This is a genomic window from Bacteroides sp. Phil13, assembly GCF_001940965.1.
Lineage (GTDB): Bacteria > Bacteroidota > Bacteroidia > Bacteroidales > Bacteroidaceae > Bacteroides > Bacteroides intestinalis.
This window is the reverse complement of sequence record NZ_MSHA01000096.1, coordinates 20,270-39,536: the sequence shown is the minus strand read 5'-3', so window position 1 is coordinate 39,536 and position 19,267 is coordinate 20,270. Positions and strand designations below refer to the sequence as shown.

The following is a 19,267-nucleotide window of genomic DNA, read 5'->3' as shown; positions in this document are numbered from 1 at the left end:
CCACACAAAATGTTCTATAAAGAAAAAGACAGGGCAGGCAGTCCGCACTACCCTGTTCTTTTTATAAAAAAAGTATATTAAATTTCAAAATTGGTTTGCCAGTATACCCACGGAGCAACTTTAATCTCGAAGTGGAGGTAAGCCCCCAGCTTGTCGATGTCTTCTTCCTCCTCCGGATCTTCAGGACCATCACCAGGATACCACGGTGTACCGTTTCCATTTACTTTCGTCAATGTCAACGTGTAGTAGTTATTACGCACTACACCATATTTTCCATACTCCATATGATCGTTAGCTGCGTTATCATGACGAATCTCATAGTAGTAATAGTTGAGACTATTCTGGTACCAGTAGATACAGCCATCTTCTTTAGTCAATTCACCACCGTTTGCACTAATATTGTCAAGAATATCTTGAGTAAGAGCTGCAAAGCTACCCGGATCATTACTGCCAAGTGCTGTTTTTACCTGTGTATAGAACTTATCGCATGCATTCACCAGGAGTTTCTCCAAAGCGGTTCTAGCATCTTCATTTTTGGCAGCAGCAGGTGTGTAAGCATCCTTCAATTTAGTAAAGTTCTTAAAGTTTATAGAGTTAGTACCATTGGAAAGGCGATACCAGTCATCACCTAAAGTAAAATCGGCATCATCCTTCCAAGGTGCATACTTGCCTTTAATCACCAAACGCGTGGCGGCACCAAATTTCTGATAGTCTTTAGCCATTGTATTTTCGATACAATATCTGTAATTCTCACCTGCAATCGAACTTTCACTAACCCAATCTACTTTAGGTTCACGACTTGCATCAAGTACATTCTTTATAATGCCTGTCAGGTATTCGGTGCCGCTGTTTTTTGTAAAGTTCGGGTCAACCGTGTAGAAGTTACTCTTGTAGAACCCGGTAGTATGGGATGATCTTGTCTTTGTCTTCTGTGCAAAAGGAAATAACAAAGAGTTGTAATAATCAATAGTCCAGTTTCCGAACTCAAACTGACCAAGAGAATTACCAGTACCTTCTTCAAAAGGTCCGATTTCCAACACATTGAGCATAACTTCCAGTTTAGATGCAAGACGCTCTATATCCAGTTGAGCCGGTTTACTTTTTGCCGCATTTAAGGCTTCCTGTTCGGTTTTATAGTCACTGGCTTTAAAGATGTTGCCCGATACATCGAGTAAGCAGTCTGCCTTCCATGCATGGTTATTAGGATCTAAATCGCTATCATCATAGAAACCGGCATTAATCATTGCGCAACCATTGGCGTGCACCACCTCATCTACAAGATAAGAATTATTAGCTTCACCGCTCTTTGTAGTTACTGTTATCAGAGCGTTGATATCATTAAAAGTTGCACCATTCGCAATGTTATCCAGACGTGCCTGCAGCACAGTTCCCGGATTGGCAACCACAAGTAAATACTGGGTATCCGTACTTACCTTAACCGGAGTGTTCGGAGTAGTAATTCCAGCATTTGTTCCAAATTCAGTTGTTCCCAGCACAGTAGCATACTTAAGTGCATCTGCGTCTTTGACTACTACTTTACTTGCGTTAAACGTAATCACATACAGTTCTTTAATTGCACTTTCTTCCGGCAAAGACGGTTGCTCGCCAGAGGCACGTGTTCCCGATGTTTTAGGATTAGTCAGACTGATTGACACATAAGCTACATCATAACCTTTTGTCACCCCGCCATCAGAATCATCATCGAGATCATTTGAACAACTTGCCAATGCCGCAATGGCCAGCAACGACACTAAAATTGATTTAATCTTTAGCATAATACAAACATTTTATTAGAAATTAATAGATATATTTATTCTCTTTGTTACAGCATCAGTTAGTGCTGTTTTATTTATTACTGATTTTATTTATTCTTCTTCTCTATTTCGGCCGCATTAGCCTTCTTTTTAGCTAATTCTTCCAGATTTTCCTTGGCTACACCCAGCCCTGACTGCGCTGCAACCTTCAAATACTTCTCCGACGATTCATAATCTCCTTTCATTAATGATAATACTCCCATTGTATTGTTATATTCAGATAGGCAGTCATCCGGCTTCACTCTTTCCAGATAGCGTTCCGCAGAAATCAGGTCATTGCGTGAAAGGGCTGCGGTAGCCGCATTCATAGCAGCAACCTCACTTTCCGGATAAAGGCGGACTGCTGTCTCAAAAACATCGATAAACTCCTGTGAACCCTTCGGATAGGTATTAGCCACCATAAACATCTCGTTCAAACTCAGATTTTGCGGACGTTTCTTTATCACTTCCTTCGCCTCTTCCAAATTGAAGTTTCTGACATCATAGCTCACCTTACAGATAGCTACGCGCAGACTTGGAAATAATTCCTTCAACATAAGCCGATAGGGCACACCACCACGAAGCTGCATCAACTTCGTTTCCCTTCCTTTTTCAATAGGAACATTCGTGATGATATCCAAAACCTCTTCTTTATAATCCATCTCAAACGTATCCAGTGCCTTCACCAATCCATCCCAGTTTTCACCACCGAACATGATATAGTATTGATTACGCGGGAAATCATACCGGGCAGCCAGATAGTTGCGCAATGCCATAGCACGCCCTTCGGATAAACGTTTGTTTGCAGCCAACGTTCCTTCGGGAGAAGCATAACCTATGATATCCAGACGCTTCACATTTATATTGGCATCAGACTTCAAGTCATCAATCATCGCACGGATTTTTGCCAATTCCTGAGGATTGTTCATGTATTCAGGACGAATATCCACCTTGTTCACCTCAAAGTCCAGAAAACATTCCGCCTGTATATCACGACTCTTTATCTCCTCTACTTTAGGCTCCACGTACGAAAGATGAGGAGTCACCACATACGGCACCAGCATACGTTCGAGCGTAACCTTATCAAAAGTATGCTCCACATTCATCAGCGCGCTTTCGCCACAACCACACTCATCGCGCTGCACATTCAATCCGGCATCTGCCATCCAAGGCTCATACGGCAATGTATATCTGCAACGGATAACCCCACTTTTCTTCTTCTGATTTTTCTCTATCAGATAAGGTGCCTTATAATTTTTCTTCGCTTTAGCACTCATCACTGCCAGTCTGCGTTCATAAACCAGATACTCGTTCTTTCCTTTGATGGAAACCCGTGGAAGCTCGTAAGTAGTGGTAGGAGAAACTAACTGCGGGATAAGGTCTATCCCATGCGCCGGTTTCACCTTCACATCTTTCATCAGGATATCGAAATCTATATGGACAGTTTCTCCCAATTGCTCCAATCGCACAGGTACTATGGTGATAGTTCCTTCATAAGAACGATCCTGAGCTATAGCTCTATTTACATTCAGGCACAAGACAGCCATCACCAATGTGAAGAATGTCATATTTCTTTTCATCATTCTCATTTTATTTTATTACATAGATAAGTGATACACTTGCTTTTGTAGGTCCCACATAATTCTTACTGGTATCTTTCAATTTAGTGCCACACGTTGCACAAGGATACTTCTCATATATAATACGTGCATACCCCAACCCAAGGGAGGCCTCAATACTCCAGCGCTTCTTCAATATCCATGAGTGCCCTATCGAAACACCACCTCCATACAATTGACCCTGATAGCGCATATTCTGCATATTCTCACTGATAAGCGGCCAGTCGGGTAACCCACCTACATTAAAGTCAACATAGTGAGCATGCAAACCAATAAACGTACGATTGAAACTTTCGCAAAACCAGTAACGAAGTTCGGGTTGTATACCCCAGTGTTTCATGCGAGTATCATCAAACTTCCATGGATTATAATTAACCGGAATATCTAATGTCCACTTACGCGCCAAAGCTACTTCCAAGCCAAGATTCATAGTAGTAGTGGCATCATAAAGAAGATTACTTTTTACAGCAATCTTCTGGGCCTTACTTTCGGCTGGCAATAATCCCAATATGAATAGTATGCATACTAGTATTTTCTTCATGTAATTCTCATTTTTATTTTAAAATCATTCATCGGCCAAATCTGTGTTCCAGCCCGGAACGAACCGAAAATAGCCTAAAATCTCAGTATGCAAATATCGGAGTAATAAGGGAGACAGTAAATTGTATCTATTTCTGTTATAAGCACTAAAAAAGCTAAGAGACTACTATTTAAGTGGTTCTTCAATAGAATAGTTACTAAAACAAAAAAAAGGGAGTCTTCAAAAATTTTATTTTCAATATATGAATATTAAAATCAAAACTGTTTCAATATATGAAACTTATGAGAGAAATAATATCAAATTATTTAATATATGAAAGGACAACAAACCACCACTATATACAAGTTTTACATACATCAATATACAAGTTTAGGGATTAAACATGCCTTACACACATTTCTAAAGGCTATTACAAGATATCAATACAATTTTTTATAAGAAATAATTTTGTATTAATTACGACATTATACACTTTATATTCTCACCTCCATTATAAAAATAAAATAGGGCGTTAACCTCATGGTCTCGCCCTATCGTTCTACTCTATCCTTGATAATAACTAATGAAAAGAAGAATCTTCTTTCAGCACGTCTATTTTAATTCAAAAGGTACTACACCTTTTATATCCGCTGCCGAAGCAGCAATAATCGCCTCAAACTTACCCGGTTCAGCTACCCAAGTATGCTGAATATCATCAAAGTAACTCAAAGCTTCTTTATCTATAGTAAATGTGACATCTTTCTCTTCGCCCGGAGCCAGTTTCACTTTTTTGAAACCTTTCAGTTCCTTTACCGGACGAGGCAAAGAAGATTTCTTATCGCTGATATATAACTGTACGACTTCGTGACCTTCACGTTCACCTGTATTCTTCACAGTTACAGTAAAGTTGATCTCATCATTAACAGATATTATCTTCTTGTCAGCAATAGGCCTGCTATAAACAAATGTCGTATAAGACAATCCATACCCGAAAGGGAACAATGGTTTCACCTTCTTCTGTTTGTCCGTCCAACGATAACCTACAAAGATGCCTTCATTATACTTCATATCCACTACTTTCTTACTACGGTCAGCGAAATACTCACCTACACTATGAGCCGGAACATCTTCCAAACGTGCAGGGAAAGTGAAAGGTAGTCTACCGGAAGGATTGACATCACCCATCAATATAGCTGCAATGGAACTCCCTGCTTCCGAACCCAAAAACCAGGCTTGCAACACAGAAGGAACTTCCGCAATCCAAGGCATAGCTACGGCATTACCGGAGATATTAATAACTACAAGATTCTTATTAGCATTTGCCAAAGCCGAAATAACATGATCCTGTCCATAGGGTAAATCCAGACCGGCACGGTCAGTATCCTCACAATCCTGATTATTACTCTTATTCAGTCCACCGATGAAAATTACATAATCAGCATCTTCTGCAACCTTTACAGCTTCGGCAATCAGTTCCTCCGGTGTACGGTCGTCTTTCAAATTCTGACCTGTTACCACACCATTATATTCACCACGGGCATCACCTACGTAACCACGAGCATAAACGACTTCTACTTTATCCCCTACACGCTTCTTTATACCATCTAATGGAGACAACTCACGCTGAACTTTCAAAGAAGAACTACCACCGCCTACAGTCATCATCTTCACAGCATTCTCGCCGATAACGGCAATTTTCTTTGCTTTATTCAAGTCAATAGGCAACAAAGCACCCTTATTTTGTAACAACACAATCCCCTCCTCACCAATACGGCGGGCAGCCTCATAATGTTCTGGAGAAAGCATGGAACCCAGAGGACGGTTCATATCCATTGTTGTACGGAAACTCAGGCGCAAAATGCGGCGCACCTTATCATCCAATTCATTCGTACCCACTTTCCCGGATTTAATGCGCTCCAGATAAGGCATAGCCAGATAATAATTATCATAAGCATTACTGCTGCCATTTGCAAGACCATCCGTCCAACTACCGAATTCCATATCGAGACCATTCTTAATGGCCTGATCCGTATCATGCACACCACCCCAGTCGGAAACCACAACACCATCAAATCCCCACTCACCTTTCAAAATATCATTCAACAAATACTGATTATGACAAGCATGCTGTCCTTTATAGAGATTATAAGCCCCCATTATGGCCCAAGTTTTACCTTCCTGAACAGCAGCTTTAAAAGCCGGCAGATAGATTTCATAAAGAGCACGGTCGTCCACTATAACATTGGTGGTATGACGGTTGATTTCCTGGTTATTCAGCGCATAATGCTTTACACAGGCAGCTACACCATTTTGCTGTACGCCTTGCACGTAAGGAACCACCATACGAGAAGCCAGATAGGGATCTTCACCCATATACTCAAAGTTACGTCCATTCAGCGGAGTACGGTAAATGTTGACACCAGGTCCCAAAAGAACATTCTTGTTGCGATAACGCGCCTCTTCACCGATACTTTTTCCGTAAAGCAGGGACATATCGGGATTCCATGTAGCAGCCAGACAAGTCAATGCCGGATAAGCTACACAAGAGTCATTGGTCCACCCTGCCTGATCCCACTCATCCCAAAGTACTTCGGGACGGATACCATGAGGACCATCTGTCATCCAATTTTCCGGAATACCCAAGCGGGGCACTCCTGCACTACTGAATTTACTTTGTGCATGTACCATAGCTACCTTTTCTTCCAAAGTCAGCCTTTTCAACGCATCTTCTACTCTTTCTTCGATAGGTTTGGTAACATCCAGATATACGGGTTTCTGCTGCGCCAAGAGTGGAAGAGCAACAGTGAATGCCAAACCGAATAATACTTTTTTCATATGGATAAATAATTAGTTTATTAGTGATTATTTCATACCTAACGACTGAATATACCCTTCCTGCACCACACAGTTCTTCAGTTTGCAAGCCTCAATGAAATCCATCATTGCCTTGCGTACCATCATCTGGTCGGGACGGGCATCCCGGATTTCTTTATAAGATGTGCGTGGAGATTCGGAGAAATAAAGGATATTCGCCCAATTTTCCGGCGGAGTAATACCTACAAAGCTGGAACCATCCATCTTCTTATACGGCCAGAAGGTATAACCGATATTATTCTCACGCATCGTCTGGCAAAAAGCAGCTTGCCATTCGTCCGTGTTATGTCCTATCTCACCCATATACATTGGTAAGTTCACACTGTCGCGGAAGTCTATTATAGTTTGAATAGCATCTTTAGTAGGATCACCTCCATAACGATGGCAAGTATACATTATTTTATCATCAAACTTAGAATCCTTGAACGGCTTGAAGTTACCGTTCCACTGAGCGCCACCCAACAGAATAATATGGTTATTGTCCACTTCGCGGATAGCAGCTACCCCTTTCTTATAAATATCTTCCAGTTTACCGTTCAATTCTTCCATATTCGGAAAATACGGAGCGATAGGTTCATTGAAAAGCTCATAACCGAGAATCACCGGTTCATTCTTATACCGGTCTGCAATCTTGCGCCAGATATCGCAATACAATTGCTGGCTGGCCTCACTTTCAAACAACCAAGGATATCCGTAGCTATCATCTATATTATCACCCGTTTGCCCACCCGGAGCATCATGCATATCAAGAATCAGATAAAGATCGGCTTCACGGCACCATTCCACAACACTGTCTACACGGGCAAAACCATCCTGACCGGCAGTCAACCCCATAAAGTCCTCATCCGTGAAAAGCTTATAATGGAATGGAAGACGAATGGTATTCGCACCTGTATTCTTAATAAACTGAATATCTTCACGAGTGATATAATTGTCTTTGAAAGCTTTCCAAAACTCAGCAGTAAAGTCGGGTCCTACCAATTGGCAGAACATTTCATTGATAAACCGGGGAGAGTTCGTTTTGCTAAACTTAAACATATACCCTTCTGGATTCAGCCAATTGCCCAGATTGGTACCCATGATAAAGAGTTTCGTACCATCAGGTTTTATCAGGTCTTGCTCCTGAATGGTTATAAACGCAGCAGAATCCTGTATTTTTTCTGCCTTTTCACCACAACTCCCCAACATCAGAGAAGCTGCTAAAAGGGATGTACCCACTAAAATCGATTTCAACATGATATTCTAATACTATAAGATTATTTCTTCCAGCGATAAGAAGCTACTGCTTTGGCAGGCACCACACAATCTACATAATTCTTTCCATCCGTTACAGTCAGGCGAGTTTCCTCATTTCCCTCATTCAAGAGTACAAAAGCAACGGTTCCATCGGGATTTTCAAATGCAGAGTACATTAATCCTTTCTCGTCAACACCTTTACTTTCCACACGAACTGCACCCGGTTTTACTACGGACGACAGATGCCCGATAATATAATAATGAGAATTGTAAGTCATCGTCTTATAGTCCCCACGATTAATATCAACAGCTCCGTAGCAGGTTTTACAACCACCTTCACGCCAGGGGCCACGTTCATCGTCCAGCATCAGATTCCAGACAATGACGCCTTTACACCAATTGTTTACCGTACCAAGAGCCACCTCGCGCATATCCTCCATCAAACGCCTTTCCAGATTGCGTCCGTCATTCCACATGCCGATAGAAGTTTCCGTAAAGATAAGTTCTTTATCGGGACGTTTCTGCTGAATGTTATTCAATTCCTCACGTCTGCCTCCATAGTTGTGATAAGCAGCTCCGGTAAGGAAAGCAGCAGCCACTTCATCATCATACATTCTAACAGGATACTCCTGCTGATCGGCCATATTATCATAGTTGTAATTATGGTCGAAAGCATAAATCTTCGTATCCAGTCCGGCAGCCTTGAAAGCAGGACCGAGAGCATCGCGGATAAAAGCTTGTTCTTCTTTCCAACCCATGAACAAAGAAGCAGAATTGCCCCTATTTAACGGTTCATTCTGTGGAGTGACGGAGTAGATTTCAATACCTTCATCACGGAATGCCTGTATCCACTTCACAAAGTAAGTAGCATAATCAGAATAATAATCCGGATTCAGTTGTCCGCTTGTCCAGGAATCAAATGGTTTCCTTTCTTCCAGGTTATTCACCTTCATCCACTTGGGGCATGTCCACGGAGAACCTAATATTTTGATAGTGGGATTAAGAGCAAGAATATCTTTTAAAATAGGTATTACATATTCTTTCTCTTCAGTTTGCAGAGCGAAATTCTCAATTCCTTTTGTATCGCAACAGGTATACTCGCTCAGTGAAAAGTCGGAACAACCAATAGAAATGCGGATATAACTAAATCCCAGCCCATTTTTATCAGAAAACGTTTCAATCAGGAATTTCGTACGGTCGGTCGGTGTCATCTGCATCAGATTATAGCAGGTAGAACCTGTAACAGCAGCTCCGAAACCATCCATCTCCTGATACCGCACCGTAGGATTTATAGTGATTACAGACTCAGATGCAGAGACTTTGGAAAGCTCTTGAGTTATGTGGTTAAAGCTTTGCTGCCGATCGGCAGTCGTAATGTAAACTTCCGCTTTGTTTTTTCCCGGAGCATCCTCACCCAATGAACCGGAAGTCCCGGCACAGGTTGTAGTAGCAACCAACAAACAGCATCCTAATAAAAGAGGTAATTTCAAATTCATGGTATGTTTTTCAAGGGTTAATTAATCTCCCCCAAAGGTAGGCAAGATAAAGGCATTACGTACCTCCGCATTATGAATATGTGGATAAGATGAAATATACAGCGAAGATAACCCTCTAAAGAACAGGCAGATAAAAATCAATAGAGAAAGTAAAAAAGTGGATAGGAAATAAGGTAATGACGTATGCTTAGCGTATCTTCATAACGCATGTTTCAAAGTCATCGCGCGAAACACAAGCTTTGTTTTTCACTTTGGCGCGGTAATTATAGATTGTATTGACGGAGTAACGGAGAAATTCGGCAATCTGCGAACTATCGTCAATGCCCAATCGGATTAAAGCAAAAATACGTAATTCAGTATTCAGAAGTTCGCCTTTGCGGAGTATGATCCGCTCTTCCGGTTGAAGCAGTTCATTGAATTTTCCTACAAAATCAGGGAAAAGGTGCAGGAAAGCCGTATCAAAGTTCCCATATAATTCTTTCAGATCCGTGTCGAGCACATCTCGTGAACGTACCATTTTCAGAAGTTCTTCCATCTGCCCGCCGGTAAGCTTCTTGTTCACCATGCGCCGGTAAGCATCCAGTCGGTCGATGTAGGTAGAACAGAGTTTCAGGAAGCGCCCGATATATTCTTCTTTGATATGATTAGACATTTGCAACTGTTCATTCGCCTGCTCCAAATGAGCCCGGGCAACAGAGAGATGCTTCATCTGCCTGTAAATCCAGACAACAGCTACGACCAACAGCAGAGATAGAATACTAATCATCCAGAGATAAAAACGAAGACGTTCATTCTGTTTCTCCTGCATAGCCTGATAGGTAAGATCTATAAGCGATAGAATGCCGGCTGTCTGCAAACTGCGGCTACGGGCATTGTAATGATTGGTTTCATTCCACGAAAAACGGATATAGCGATAAGCACGTTCGATGTCTCCTTCCTCATAGAGCAATTGTGCCAAAGTCCACAGGGAGGCATGGTCTGTAATCGCAAGGCGGATATCCGTCAAAGCGGACAAAGCCAGATAATATTTTGCTTTCTCTAGGTCCCCCAGGCGATGATACAGCAAAGAACGGTGATACGTTACCAACGCATACTCCGGAGTATCGGGGCGCACACTTGCCAGGCGGTCATCGTTTATCTTCAAAGCTTCCTCCAACCTACCGGCAGCAGCTGCCTGCATCTCTCTGCGTTCCGGATAAAGGGCGGAGGCAGGGGAAAGCACCTGCATCAGTGAGTCCTCATAAGCGGCAGACAAACCATAATAGCGGTTACGACGGAAAGTATCTTGCGTATATGCCCCCAATTCACCGTATAAATGACGGTAATTTTCGTAATAATCGGGCAACAGACGGGAAGAGAGTCCGGAAGGATTTATCTGTTCCAAATCCTCAGAAGCTTCCTTATACATACCTGCCGAAGACATCAGGTGCGCCCGTCGGATGCGGGTTTCATCCACTGCTTCCTGTTCACCGTGGCGCTGCGCCCAGCGCAAATTGCGGCCCAGATAAAGAAGGGCTGAATCGCATATATATGCCTTGTATTCCTGAAACATTTCTCCATTCAGACGGAAATACTCCGACGCCTCCATATCTGTCTGCAACAATTGCTGCCTCAAAGCTTCAATACGAGCTTCCCGCACTGCCACATATTCCTGATGCGCCCCGATAGCCTCATCCAAGGCATCAGTCCAGCCACCCATTGCAGGAACATCGGCCGGAGCCGACATTCCATGAATGCCTACTAAAACCAGTCCGAGAAATATCAGCAGTTTTACCTTCATGGGGACAAATATAAAAAATTAGTTTCCTATATTTGCAGCATTAACCCCCAAATGTATTCTATAATGAAAAACTTAGCACCTCAACGAGTGGCCGCGGTTGATGTATTCCGCGCACTCACCATGTTTCTCATGCTCTTCGTGAATGACATCCCCGGTCTGAAGAACATCCCCCACTGGCTCGAACATGCCGAAATGAACGAAGATATGCTGGGTTTTTCCGACACAATCTTTCCCGCATTCCTCTTCTGTATGGGTATGTCCGTTTCCTTTGCTATCCAGAACCGCTATCGAAAGGGAGACACTACCTTGCAAGTGATTGCTCATATTTTCTGGCGCACGGTGGCTCTGATTGCCATGGGACTGTTCTCACTCAACTCCGGTGGCATAGAGGGCGGCATCTCCCATCAATGGTTTTGCATACTGATGGTTATAGGTTTCTTTCTGGTCTGGGCGGTCTATCCCAAGGCCGAAGGTTCAAAAAAGTACCTATTCATCGCAATGAAGGTGCTTGGTGTGGCCCTGCTGGCATTCCTCGTACTATATAAAGACTTAAACGGAAAACCTTTCCATCAGGGTTGGTGGGGCATTCTGGGACTTATCGGTTGGACTTATGTCGTATGTGCCGGTATCTATCTGTTTACCCGCGAAAGTCTGCGCAAGAATGTAATAGCATGGCTGGTAGTTGTGCTGCTTGCCGTAATCAGCCATTTCAGCCTGATACCGCAGGAGTACGGATTGCGTGTCATCCTGCTGCCTTTCATCCCCAGTGACTGGACACTGCATGCATTCGGCATGTCGGGCGTGCTCACTTCGTTGTTAATGCAGAAATATGCCGACCGCGAACATCCGCGTAAGTTCATCACTATGCTTTGTGTATTGGGTGCTGTCATGCTCATTGCCGCACTTTGCTCGCATCCTTACTGGATTATCTCGAAGATACAGGCCACTCCGAGCTGGTTGTTCTATTGCCTTGCCGCATTCTTCCCGCTGTTCGGATTGTTCTATTGGCTGACGGATGTGAAAGGCAAAACGCCGTGGTTCGATATCATCAAACCCGCCGGAACTGCAACACTGACATGCTATATCATTCCTTATCTATGGTATTCCGTACAGCAGTTATTAGGGTTGTACTATCCCGAAGTGCTGAATGCCGGTACACCAGGTTTACTGCGTTCGCTCATATTCTCCCTCATCATCGTCCAACTGACCGGGTTGCTGGTGAAGGCTAAAATAAAACTGAAAGTATAACTTATAAGATTTATGTTAAAGTTACAAACTCCCAACAACGAAAACAAGGTGCTGCTTCATTCCTGTTGCGCACCTTGTTCTTCCGCCATTATCGAATGTCTGCTTGCCAACGACATCCGTCCTACCGTATTTTATTATAATCCCAATATCTACCCTCAGGAAGAGTACGAAATCCGGAAAGCCGAAGCCATCCGCTACGTCCAGGGTCTTGGACTCGACTTCATTGATGGTGACTACGATTACCAGTTGTGGCGTTCGTCCATGCAGGGTATGGAAAACGAACCCGAACGTGGCAGCCGTTGCCTGAAATGTTTCACCCACCGACTGACGGAAACCGCCCGGTATGCTTCAGAACATGGCTTCACCCTGTTCACCACCACCCTCGCCTCCTCCCGCTGGAAAAGCCTCGACCAGATAAATGAGGCGGGACACCGTGCCTCCTCCCTCTATCCGGGCACCACCTTCTGGGAACAGAACTGGCGAAAAGGAGGATTACAGGACCGGAGGAACCAACTTCTTAAAGAACATGAATTCTATAATCAGCAGTATTGCGGTTGTGAGTTCAGTATGCGGAGGCTTGAAGAAAAAGAATAAAAACATTCGATCACAACTTATATTTTTCTATCAGTGACTTCACTGCATCTTTTTTAAAGTGATACAGAAAAAGCACGGGATTATCATCCTCAGATAAAGAATCAGCCAATTCTGATAAAGCCTTACTTCCCGCTGAATCCTCTTTTTTTTCACAAAAGAATTCTGCAGAGAAATAACCTACGTGCTCATCAGAACTCCCTCCCGTTAAAAGTGACGAATAGAGGTTTAGGTCCGAATTATAGGTAGTGGAAATCAATATCCCCTTTTCTCCATCCCAGACCAACGCTTTTCTATTATCAATCAATGCAAACAAATAATCGGAAGAAGCCTCTAGAGCAGTTATGCCCGTACTTATATTCTTCTGGCTCATTATCTTTAACAGTTCAAAAAAGTCCATCCCTTTGTGCTCATCCAGAAAAGCCTCATTAGGAATGGCAGCGAAGGCATCGATACAATAAACAGGGAAAACCTTGCCATTCTTATATTGATAAAGTTCATTAGAAAACACAGACGCCAAGAAATGCTTATCGCTGAAGGTCACCATGGGAAAATACAAGAAAGGGTAAAAAGCATCTTTAGTTGTCAACGACTTTGCACTCATTATTTTTTCCGATACTAATGTATCTCCTTTCTCTCTGAAAACTCGATACTCGCTATCTATATGAAAAAGATCATTAGGCAAAGGATAAAATGCTAAAAGTTCTCCTCCATCACACACCATTACCGACTCTATATTGGCATCTTTAGGCTCAAGGTAGCTCATAGATACGTAAGTGCCATCATACGCATATCGTAATATTCGCTTTTGCACATTGTTGATAATGCAGACTTGCTTATCCTTACGGTCCAAATAAAAATTGTCCATATAAAGATATTCCCCGGGGGCATTTCCTTTGTGACCGATTTCATTCAGAAAACGTCCGCCTTTACCAAAGACAAATAACCCTTTAGCATCTTCGACAAAATAAAAATCACCATCCCTCTTGATTCTTTGAAGCTCGCCCAACAAGCACTTCTCCGAAGTTTCTAAAGGAATATAACTAATGCTGTCCACTATATCGTATATATCCAATTCAATAGGGCGGTCTGTATTTACTATATTGATTGCCTCTAAACCATTTAACAACGGTTGCCGGCGGCAGGATGACATAAGAATTATGACTGCCACTATTAGACTATATGATATTCTATTTATGTTCATTTCCAATTATGTTATGAATCAGTTTTAAATTATTTTATTCCTATGTACAAAGAAAGACCTTCTCTATCGATTTCAGGTAATAAACTCAAGCCAAATAGAGGGTACAAATGATTCACTTCATTATAAATGTCCATTATGTATGCATGCTTCTTTCCAATATTACAAACTATAACCGTGAAAATTAAATAAGAGGTAGCTACATTATATTTGCTGTATATACAGGTCCAGGCTATCCGTAGCAGATAAGGACAATTTATTCTTTATGCGCTGCTTGGTTTTCAATACCGACTGGGAAGTGATATTGAAAAGAGCTGCAACAGCCTTGTTACAGAGTCGGGCACGCACCAGATAACACAGCTTTAATTCCTGAGGTCCTAAACAGTAATCAACCAATTCTTCTGACAGGCAGTTCCCATAAAACCAATCGATAACGGTAAACAGGTTTTGCCATTCGGTATCATCCCTGACAATGCCATAAGACGGATGCTGATGAAGTCGTAACAATTGGCTCATGGCCAATAATAAAGAGGATGAGCAATCTGCCAATACTGATGCTTCCTGATAGTTTTTCAGTTGTTTTGTCAGTTGCTTATTTCTGAACAGTAAGCAAGCATTCCAACCATCACTGTAAGTTTCCATATACATCTCTTGTTTTTATAATATTTTCCTAATTACTTTTCCAGCCCCTTTGCTATTTTCTCTACCTCCCTGCGCATCTCCTCAATAGCCGTAGAATGAACTTTAGGCGCTTTCATCAGCACTATTCGTTTCATCTCCTCAAACTTCTCCCTATTCAGAAATTCCGGTTCGGCATATAGCTTCGCCAGCAAATAGTAAGGATAAATCCGCCCGGGCAAACGATGGACCGAAGCCAGAAGAAGTTCCTCAGCCCAATTGTAGCAACGCAGTGCCTGATAATTCTTGCCAATGACATTCAGTATCATCGGATCAGCGCAATATACCAGGGCCTTATCCAGATATTTATTAGACTCATTATAAAACCCTGCCTTATGAAGGCTATGCCCATATTCAAACAAGAATGTCCCTTTCTCCCTCAGTTGCGGATAGAGCTTATCATAAGCCGTATTTGCCGCTGTATAGGCTCCCGCATGATAAAGTATACGGGCATTCACCCAGTCCCGACAAGCATCCTTTTCCCGTTGCCACTTGTCATGAAAACCGCCTACCCATATAATAAGACAAGCAGATAAAACAACCGGTTTAGCTATTATATCTCCTATCCCACAAGCCAGCAACAAGCACACATAGGCTACAATGCAAGCAGGAAGATGCATAGGATAAGAAGAAAAAGAAAAAATAAGCAAAGCGATAATTGCACCGCATACACCGTAGCGTCTGAACTGTATCCCCGCCCATAAACAGGCAAAAGTAATCACTATCAGCATTATACAGATAACAGGTCCCTGTGTCAGAATCAATTCCAGATATTCATTGAATGCATATTCCGGACTTCCGGCCACCCTTTCCTCCCACCCGGCATAATCTCCCTGGGAAAAATAAGCTTCCTGCGCTTCACCGTATGCAAAAGCGAATCCCTTATCACACCCCATAGGATACTTAGCTATGGCCTGGCAGGTTATTTTCCACAAAAACAAGCGTCCCAAAGCAGAGTCCGGCTTCAGGAAGAAAGCTCCGGCACCTCCCACTATCAACACAAAAAGTATCCCTATCCCATAAGAGATATATCGCTTTTTGTACCTTCTCCATAGTATATTCCATTTATGCCTATCCCGATGCATGTATATCACCCATACACAACCTATCACGGCAGCCACCCAGGCCGAACGGCTCATTGTAGCCGGTAATACACAAAGAATCAGTACTCCCACTACTCCCGCCGCCACTTTTTCCAACTTCAAAAAAGCGTTCACCCACTTCCATGCCCCGAATTGCATATAATAATGCAGACAGACAGGTAGTACCATTGCCAGATATCCGGCATACGGACCGGGATTAAAAAAAGAACCGGTGAGTGCATAACGAAAATGACCGGAAGCAGAAAAGCCATACAACTGACGTAGTCCCCAAACGGCTTCAATTCCTCCAAGAAATATCAGACTCCATGATACACAAGCGGAAAAACACGAAAAAGATAACATCTTCTTCCGAGAAGAACCGTCGAAAAGCTGAAGCAGACAGGCTGCAACGATACAACCGGCTGAAAACAATACAGCCTTTCCAAACCAAACCCATTGCCCGATAGTTTCTCCGGCAGGAAGTTCAGGTGTTGTTACGCAGACCAAACTCAATGGAGAGCAAACTGCAAGAAAATGTAACAACACAACGGCTGTATCTTTTATTTTATGTATCCATATCTTTATTCTATTCTCTTCCATATTCTATCCCATCTTATCCTATCCTTCTCCCTATCTACCGACTTCCATATCCTGACAGCCTTGCCCACGATAAAAGGTTCCGGCAACAGTCCCCAATAGCGGGAATCCTGAGAGTTCATCACTTTATCTCCCATAACAAAGTAATAATTCTCTTTAAAGCGATAAGCACATATCACACTGTCATTCAGCAGAACGGTATCTCCACGCAAGAAGAGTTTCTTTTTTTGTTCCCACTCTATTACATTTTTATAGAAAGCGGCATGTTCAGGATTCATTTCCACTTCATCTCCTCTAGCGGGAAGATACAAAGGGCCGAAATTCATAATATCCCAGTTTACCAATTCATTATAAGGATAACCACTCATGACAATCCCCAAATCCCTTTCTCTCCCATTCTCTATGATACGCATCAATCCATCCTGAGCATCTACATTTCCTAACGGCACATTACAACCGCACACTTTATAATGCGCCTGACTTATTTCAAATGTATCGCCCGGCAATGCCACACAACGCTTCACATAATAAGTCATCAAATTCAGGCCGATACTGTCCCACTGGGCCGGATAAGGAAAATTGAAAACCAATACATCGTTTCTCTTAATCTTGCCTAATCCCGGCAGGCGGGAAATCCTAACTTCTTTTCCTTCTGCGGCATCCCAGATGTTGAAGATACGGGCACCCATCACCCACTTATTCACCAGAATGTTATCCCCCGGAAGCAAAGCAGGCTCCATGGAGTCCGAAGGAATCTTGAAAGTGGCAATACAGGTTACTTGAAGTAATACCCATAGAGCCACTAATCCACAGCCTATCAAAAACAAGTTTAACAACTTGTCGACAAACCAAGAGAGTTTTCTTTTCAAAGCCATCACATCTCCTTCAAGGATAAAGCTATTTTTTCCATTTCTGGCAACTCTTTAGCCCAAATCTGCTCCTCCATTGTAACAAATGAAATTAAATAAGTATTCTTTTTTCCCTGAGCATACCATGTCTTTATCTTCAATATCTGACTCTCTCCTGTTTCTGAATGCTTATTAGCTTTATATGTCAGCACCACTGATTGCTTCACTTTCTCCGAACTCTGTACATCCCAAACAGTAGAGCTTATAGAAGTATCTTTTAAGTAATTCAAGCTATCCTGCTTCTGTATAAGTTTGTAAAATCTACATCCTTTAAATCCCATTATAGAAATAGATGCTCCCATATCCTTAATTGAATTCTTGGGACGTATCCGCATTATTTGAGTCGTTTCATATCCTCTTACGGTTCTCCTTGCCGGTTTCTTATATAGTTTTTCTCCAGTAGAAAGTTCCCATCCCTTGATCATATTCATGACATAAGTATCACCCCGCAATGTTACATAAGAAACATTCTGTGCACTAACACAGGTGCAGAATATAATTCCTAAAAGAAATAAGTAATTTCTCATAGCCAAATTGATTAACCGTTAACATTTCAAGCATTCATCACTACAAACTATCCAGATTGAAAGTATATATAGAACTTTCATCTTCTGCAAACACTCCATAAACTGTCCGACTGGCCTCATCGATCGTAAAAGCACTTATATAGCAATTCAATTTATATTGTTTCAAAGGTTTACCCTCCCACGAAAAGACTTGCAGAGAAGGATTATACTTTCTAGCATATATGTCCTGAGGAGTCATATCTAAATTTAAAGTATAAATATAGTTTTCAGTAGCATAAGCCCCAATAGCATATATATACCTCTTCTCTACTTCCAATGGAACCTCTTGTTCTCCCGGTAAAATATTCAACTCTATATCATGTAGCATATTCCCGGATATATCATATATCCGCAATTTTCGAGAATTTGTATAAAATGCCGCAAAATACTTACCGGATGGATGAGCTACCTTGATTTTGGTATAAGCTTGATTTCGTGATAGCAAATTACCAAAGCGTTCTATCCCTTTAGGATAAACTCCCCATTTTTTCAGTTCTCCATTCGGATAAATAAATGCATATTCATTCTCTTCTTCTAAACCGGCATCACAGATATATAAGGAATCGGTTAACTTAATCAAACCATTATAAAACGGTTGAGTACCAGAAAACTCTAAGTTGGAAATAGTTGGTTGATCATTTACAAAAGATATCTTCTTAAGCCGATTCATATCTAACACAATCGTTTCATTATGATTATTAGCAACCAATTGACTTACCGGCAATATTAAATCATCAGGTCCTTCTCCTTTAATGCCAAAAGCATACTTATATCCAAAACCAATTTTATCAAATACCTGAAAACAGGTATCTATCTTTTCATTGAAGACCACCAAAAAAGAATCTTTTAGAAAGATATTCTTAGGGTATAGCATTATTGGGGGAATATCATGTTTTTCCCCTAATAAGGAACCTGTTGCATCAAATGAATCATATATTTCAGTTGTTGACCTTACAGTACAGGCAGACAGGCCTATCAGTAATATCATAAAAGTAAATATCTTCTTTATACCTTTTCCCATATTAAAATCAAATTATTGCCACTTCACCAAAGACTTGTCCTTTAGGTATGTATATTT

The 19,267-nt window shown here is 41.9% G+C and carries 15 protein-coding genes; 2 read left to right on the top strand and 13 right to left on the bottom strand.

The annotated features are described in order from the left end of the window. Positions 1-77: 77 nt before the first annotated feature. The 7 genes from BWI44_RS18940 to susR all read right to left on the bottom strand — a co-directional run bounded on the left by BWI44_RS18940 (position 78) and on the right by susR (position 11,318). Entirely contained in the window at positions 78-1,775 is a 1,698-nt protein-coding gene (locus BWI44_RS18940) for an Mfa1 family fimbria major subunit (RefSeq protein ID WP_118216215.1), read from the bottom strand. A gap of 86 nt (positions 1,776-1,861) precedes the next feature. Beyond that, a complete protein-coding gene (locus tag BWI44_RS18935; RefSeq protein ID WP_181982142.1) occupies positions 1,862-3,376 on the bottom strand; it encodes a DUF3868 domain-containing protein in 1,515 nt (504 codons plus the stop codon). A 7-nt stretch (positions 3,377-3,383) separates the two neighbouring features. Then, positions 3,384-3,953 (bottom strand): DUF3575 domain-containing protein, encoded by a 570-nt coding sequence (locus BWI44_RS18930; protein ID WP_117691345.1) that lies wholly within the window; start codon positions 3,951-3,953, stop codon positions 3,384-3,386. A 591-nt stretch (positions 3,954-4,544) separates the two neighbouring features. Next, positions 4,545-6,767 carry a glycoside hydrolase family 3 C-terminal domain-containing protein gene (locus BWI44_RS18925; protein ID WP_115502350.1) on the bottom strand — a complete coding sequence of 741 codons (2,223 nt, stop codon included), beginning with the start codon at positions 6,765-6,767 and terminating at the stop codon, positions 4,545-4,547. A gap of 27 nt (positions 6,768-6,794) precedes the next feature. After that, complete coding sequence (locus BWI44_RS18920) at positions 6,795-8,042, bottom strand: glycoside hydrolase family 5 protein (RefSeq protein WP_195208529.1); 1,248 nt, start codon at positions 8,040-8,042, stop codon at positions 6,795-6,797. Positions 8,043-8,062: 20 nt separating this feature from the next. Further along, complete coding sequence (locus BWI44_RS18915; protein WP_138292811.1) at positions 8,063-9,538, bottom strand: endo-1,6-beta-glucanase; 1,476 nt, start codon at positions 9,536-9,538, stop codon at positions 8,063-8,065. A gap of 187 nt (positions 9,539-9,725) precedes the next feature. Then, on the bottom strand, positions 9,726-11,318 hold the full coding sequence (gene susR / locus BWI44_RS18910; RefSeq protein WP_138292812.1) for a SusR family glycan utilization regulator: 1,593 nt from the start codon (positions 11,316-11,318) through the stop codon (positions 9,726-9,728). Between the two features lie 63 nt (positions 11,319-11,381). Here susR and BWI44_RS18905 point away from each other — a divergent pair, with 63 nt between their 5' ends. Then, a complete protein-coding gene (locus tag BWI44_RS18905) occupies positions 11,382-12,566 on the top strand; it encodes a DUF5009 domain-containing protein (RefSeq protein WP_138292813.1) in 1,185 nt (394 codons plus the stop codon). Positions 12,567-12,578: 12 nt separating this feature from the next. After that, positions 12,579-13,160, top strand: a complete 582-nt coding sequence (locus BWI44_RS18900; RefSeq protein ID WP_195208530.1) for an epoxyqueuosine reductase QueH — start codon at positions 12,579-12,581, stop codon at positions 13,158-13,160. A gap of 10 nt (positions 13,161-13,170) precedes the next feature. Here the strand turns inward: BWI44_RS18900 and BWI44_RS18895 are convergent, their stop codons facing one another. The 6 genes from BWI44_RS18895 to BWI44_RS18870 all read right to left on the bottom strand — a co-directional run bounded on the left by BWI44_RS18895 (position 13,171) and on the right by BWI44_RS18870 (position 19,210). Next, the gene (locus BWI44_RS18895; RefSeq protein WP_195208531.1) at positions 13,171-14,361 is read right to left on the bottom strand and encodes a DUF4934 domain-containing protein; all 1,191 of its coding nucleotides are present in this window, start codon (positions 14,359-14,361) and stop codon (positions 13,171-13,173) included. Positions 14,362-14,562: 201 nt separating this feature from the next. After that, positions 14,563-15,000, bottom strand: coding sequence for a helix-turn-helix transcriptional regulator (locus BWI44_RS18890; protein ID WP_138292816.1), 438 nt, complete (start codon positions 14,998-15,000; stop codon positions 14,563-14,565). Positions 15,001-15,032: 32 nt separating this feature from the next. After that, a complete protein-coding gene (locus BWI44_RS18885; RefSeq protein ID WP_195208532.1) occupies positions 15,033-16,718 on the bottom strand; it encodes an O-antigen ligase family protein in 1,686 nt (561 codons plus the stop codon). Next, complete coding sequence (gene lepB / locus BWI44_RS18880) at positions 16,700-17,590, bottom strand: signal peptidase I (RefSeq protein ID WP_138292818.1); 891 nt, start codon at positions 17,588-17,590, stop codon at positions 16,700-16,702. Before lepB ends, BWI44_RS18885 begins: the two co-directional genes overlap by 19 nt. Continuing rightward, complete coding sequence (locus BWI44_RS18875) at positions 17,590-18,150, bottom strand: hypothetical protein (RefSeq protein ID WP_138292819.1); 561 nt, start codon at positions 18,148-18,150, stop codon at positions 17,590-17,592. Before BWI44_RS18875 ends, lepB begins: the two co-directional genes overlap by 1 nt. A gap of 40 nt (positions 18,151-18,190) precedes the next feature. Next, complete coding sequence (locus tag BWI44_RS18870; RefSeq protein ID WP_138292820.1) at positions 18,191-19,210, bottom strand: BF3164 family lipoprotein; 1,020 nt, start codon at positions 19,208-19,210, stop codon at positions 18,191-18,193. Between the last annotated feature and the right edge of the window lie 57 nt (positions 19,211-19,267).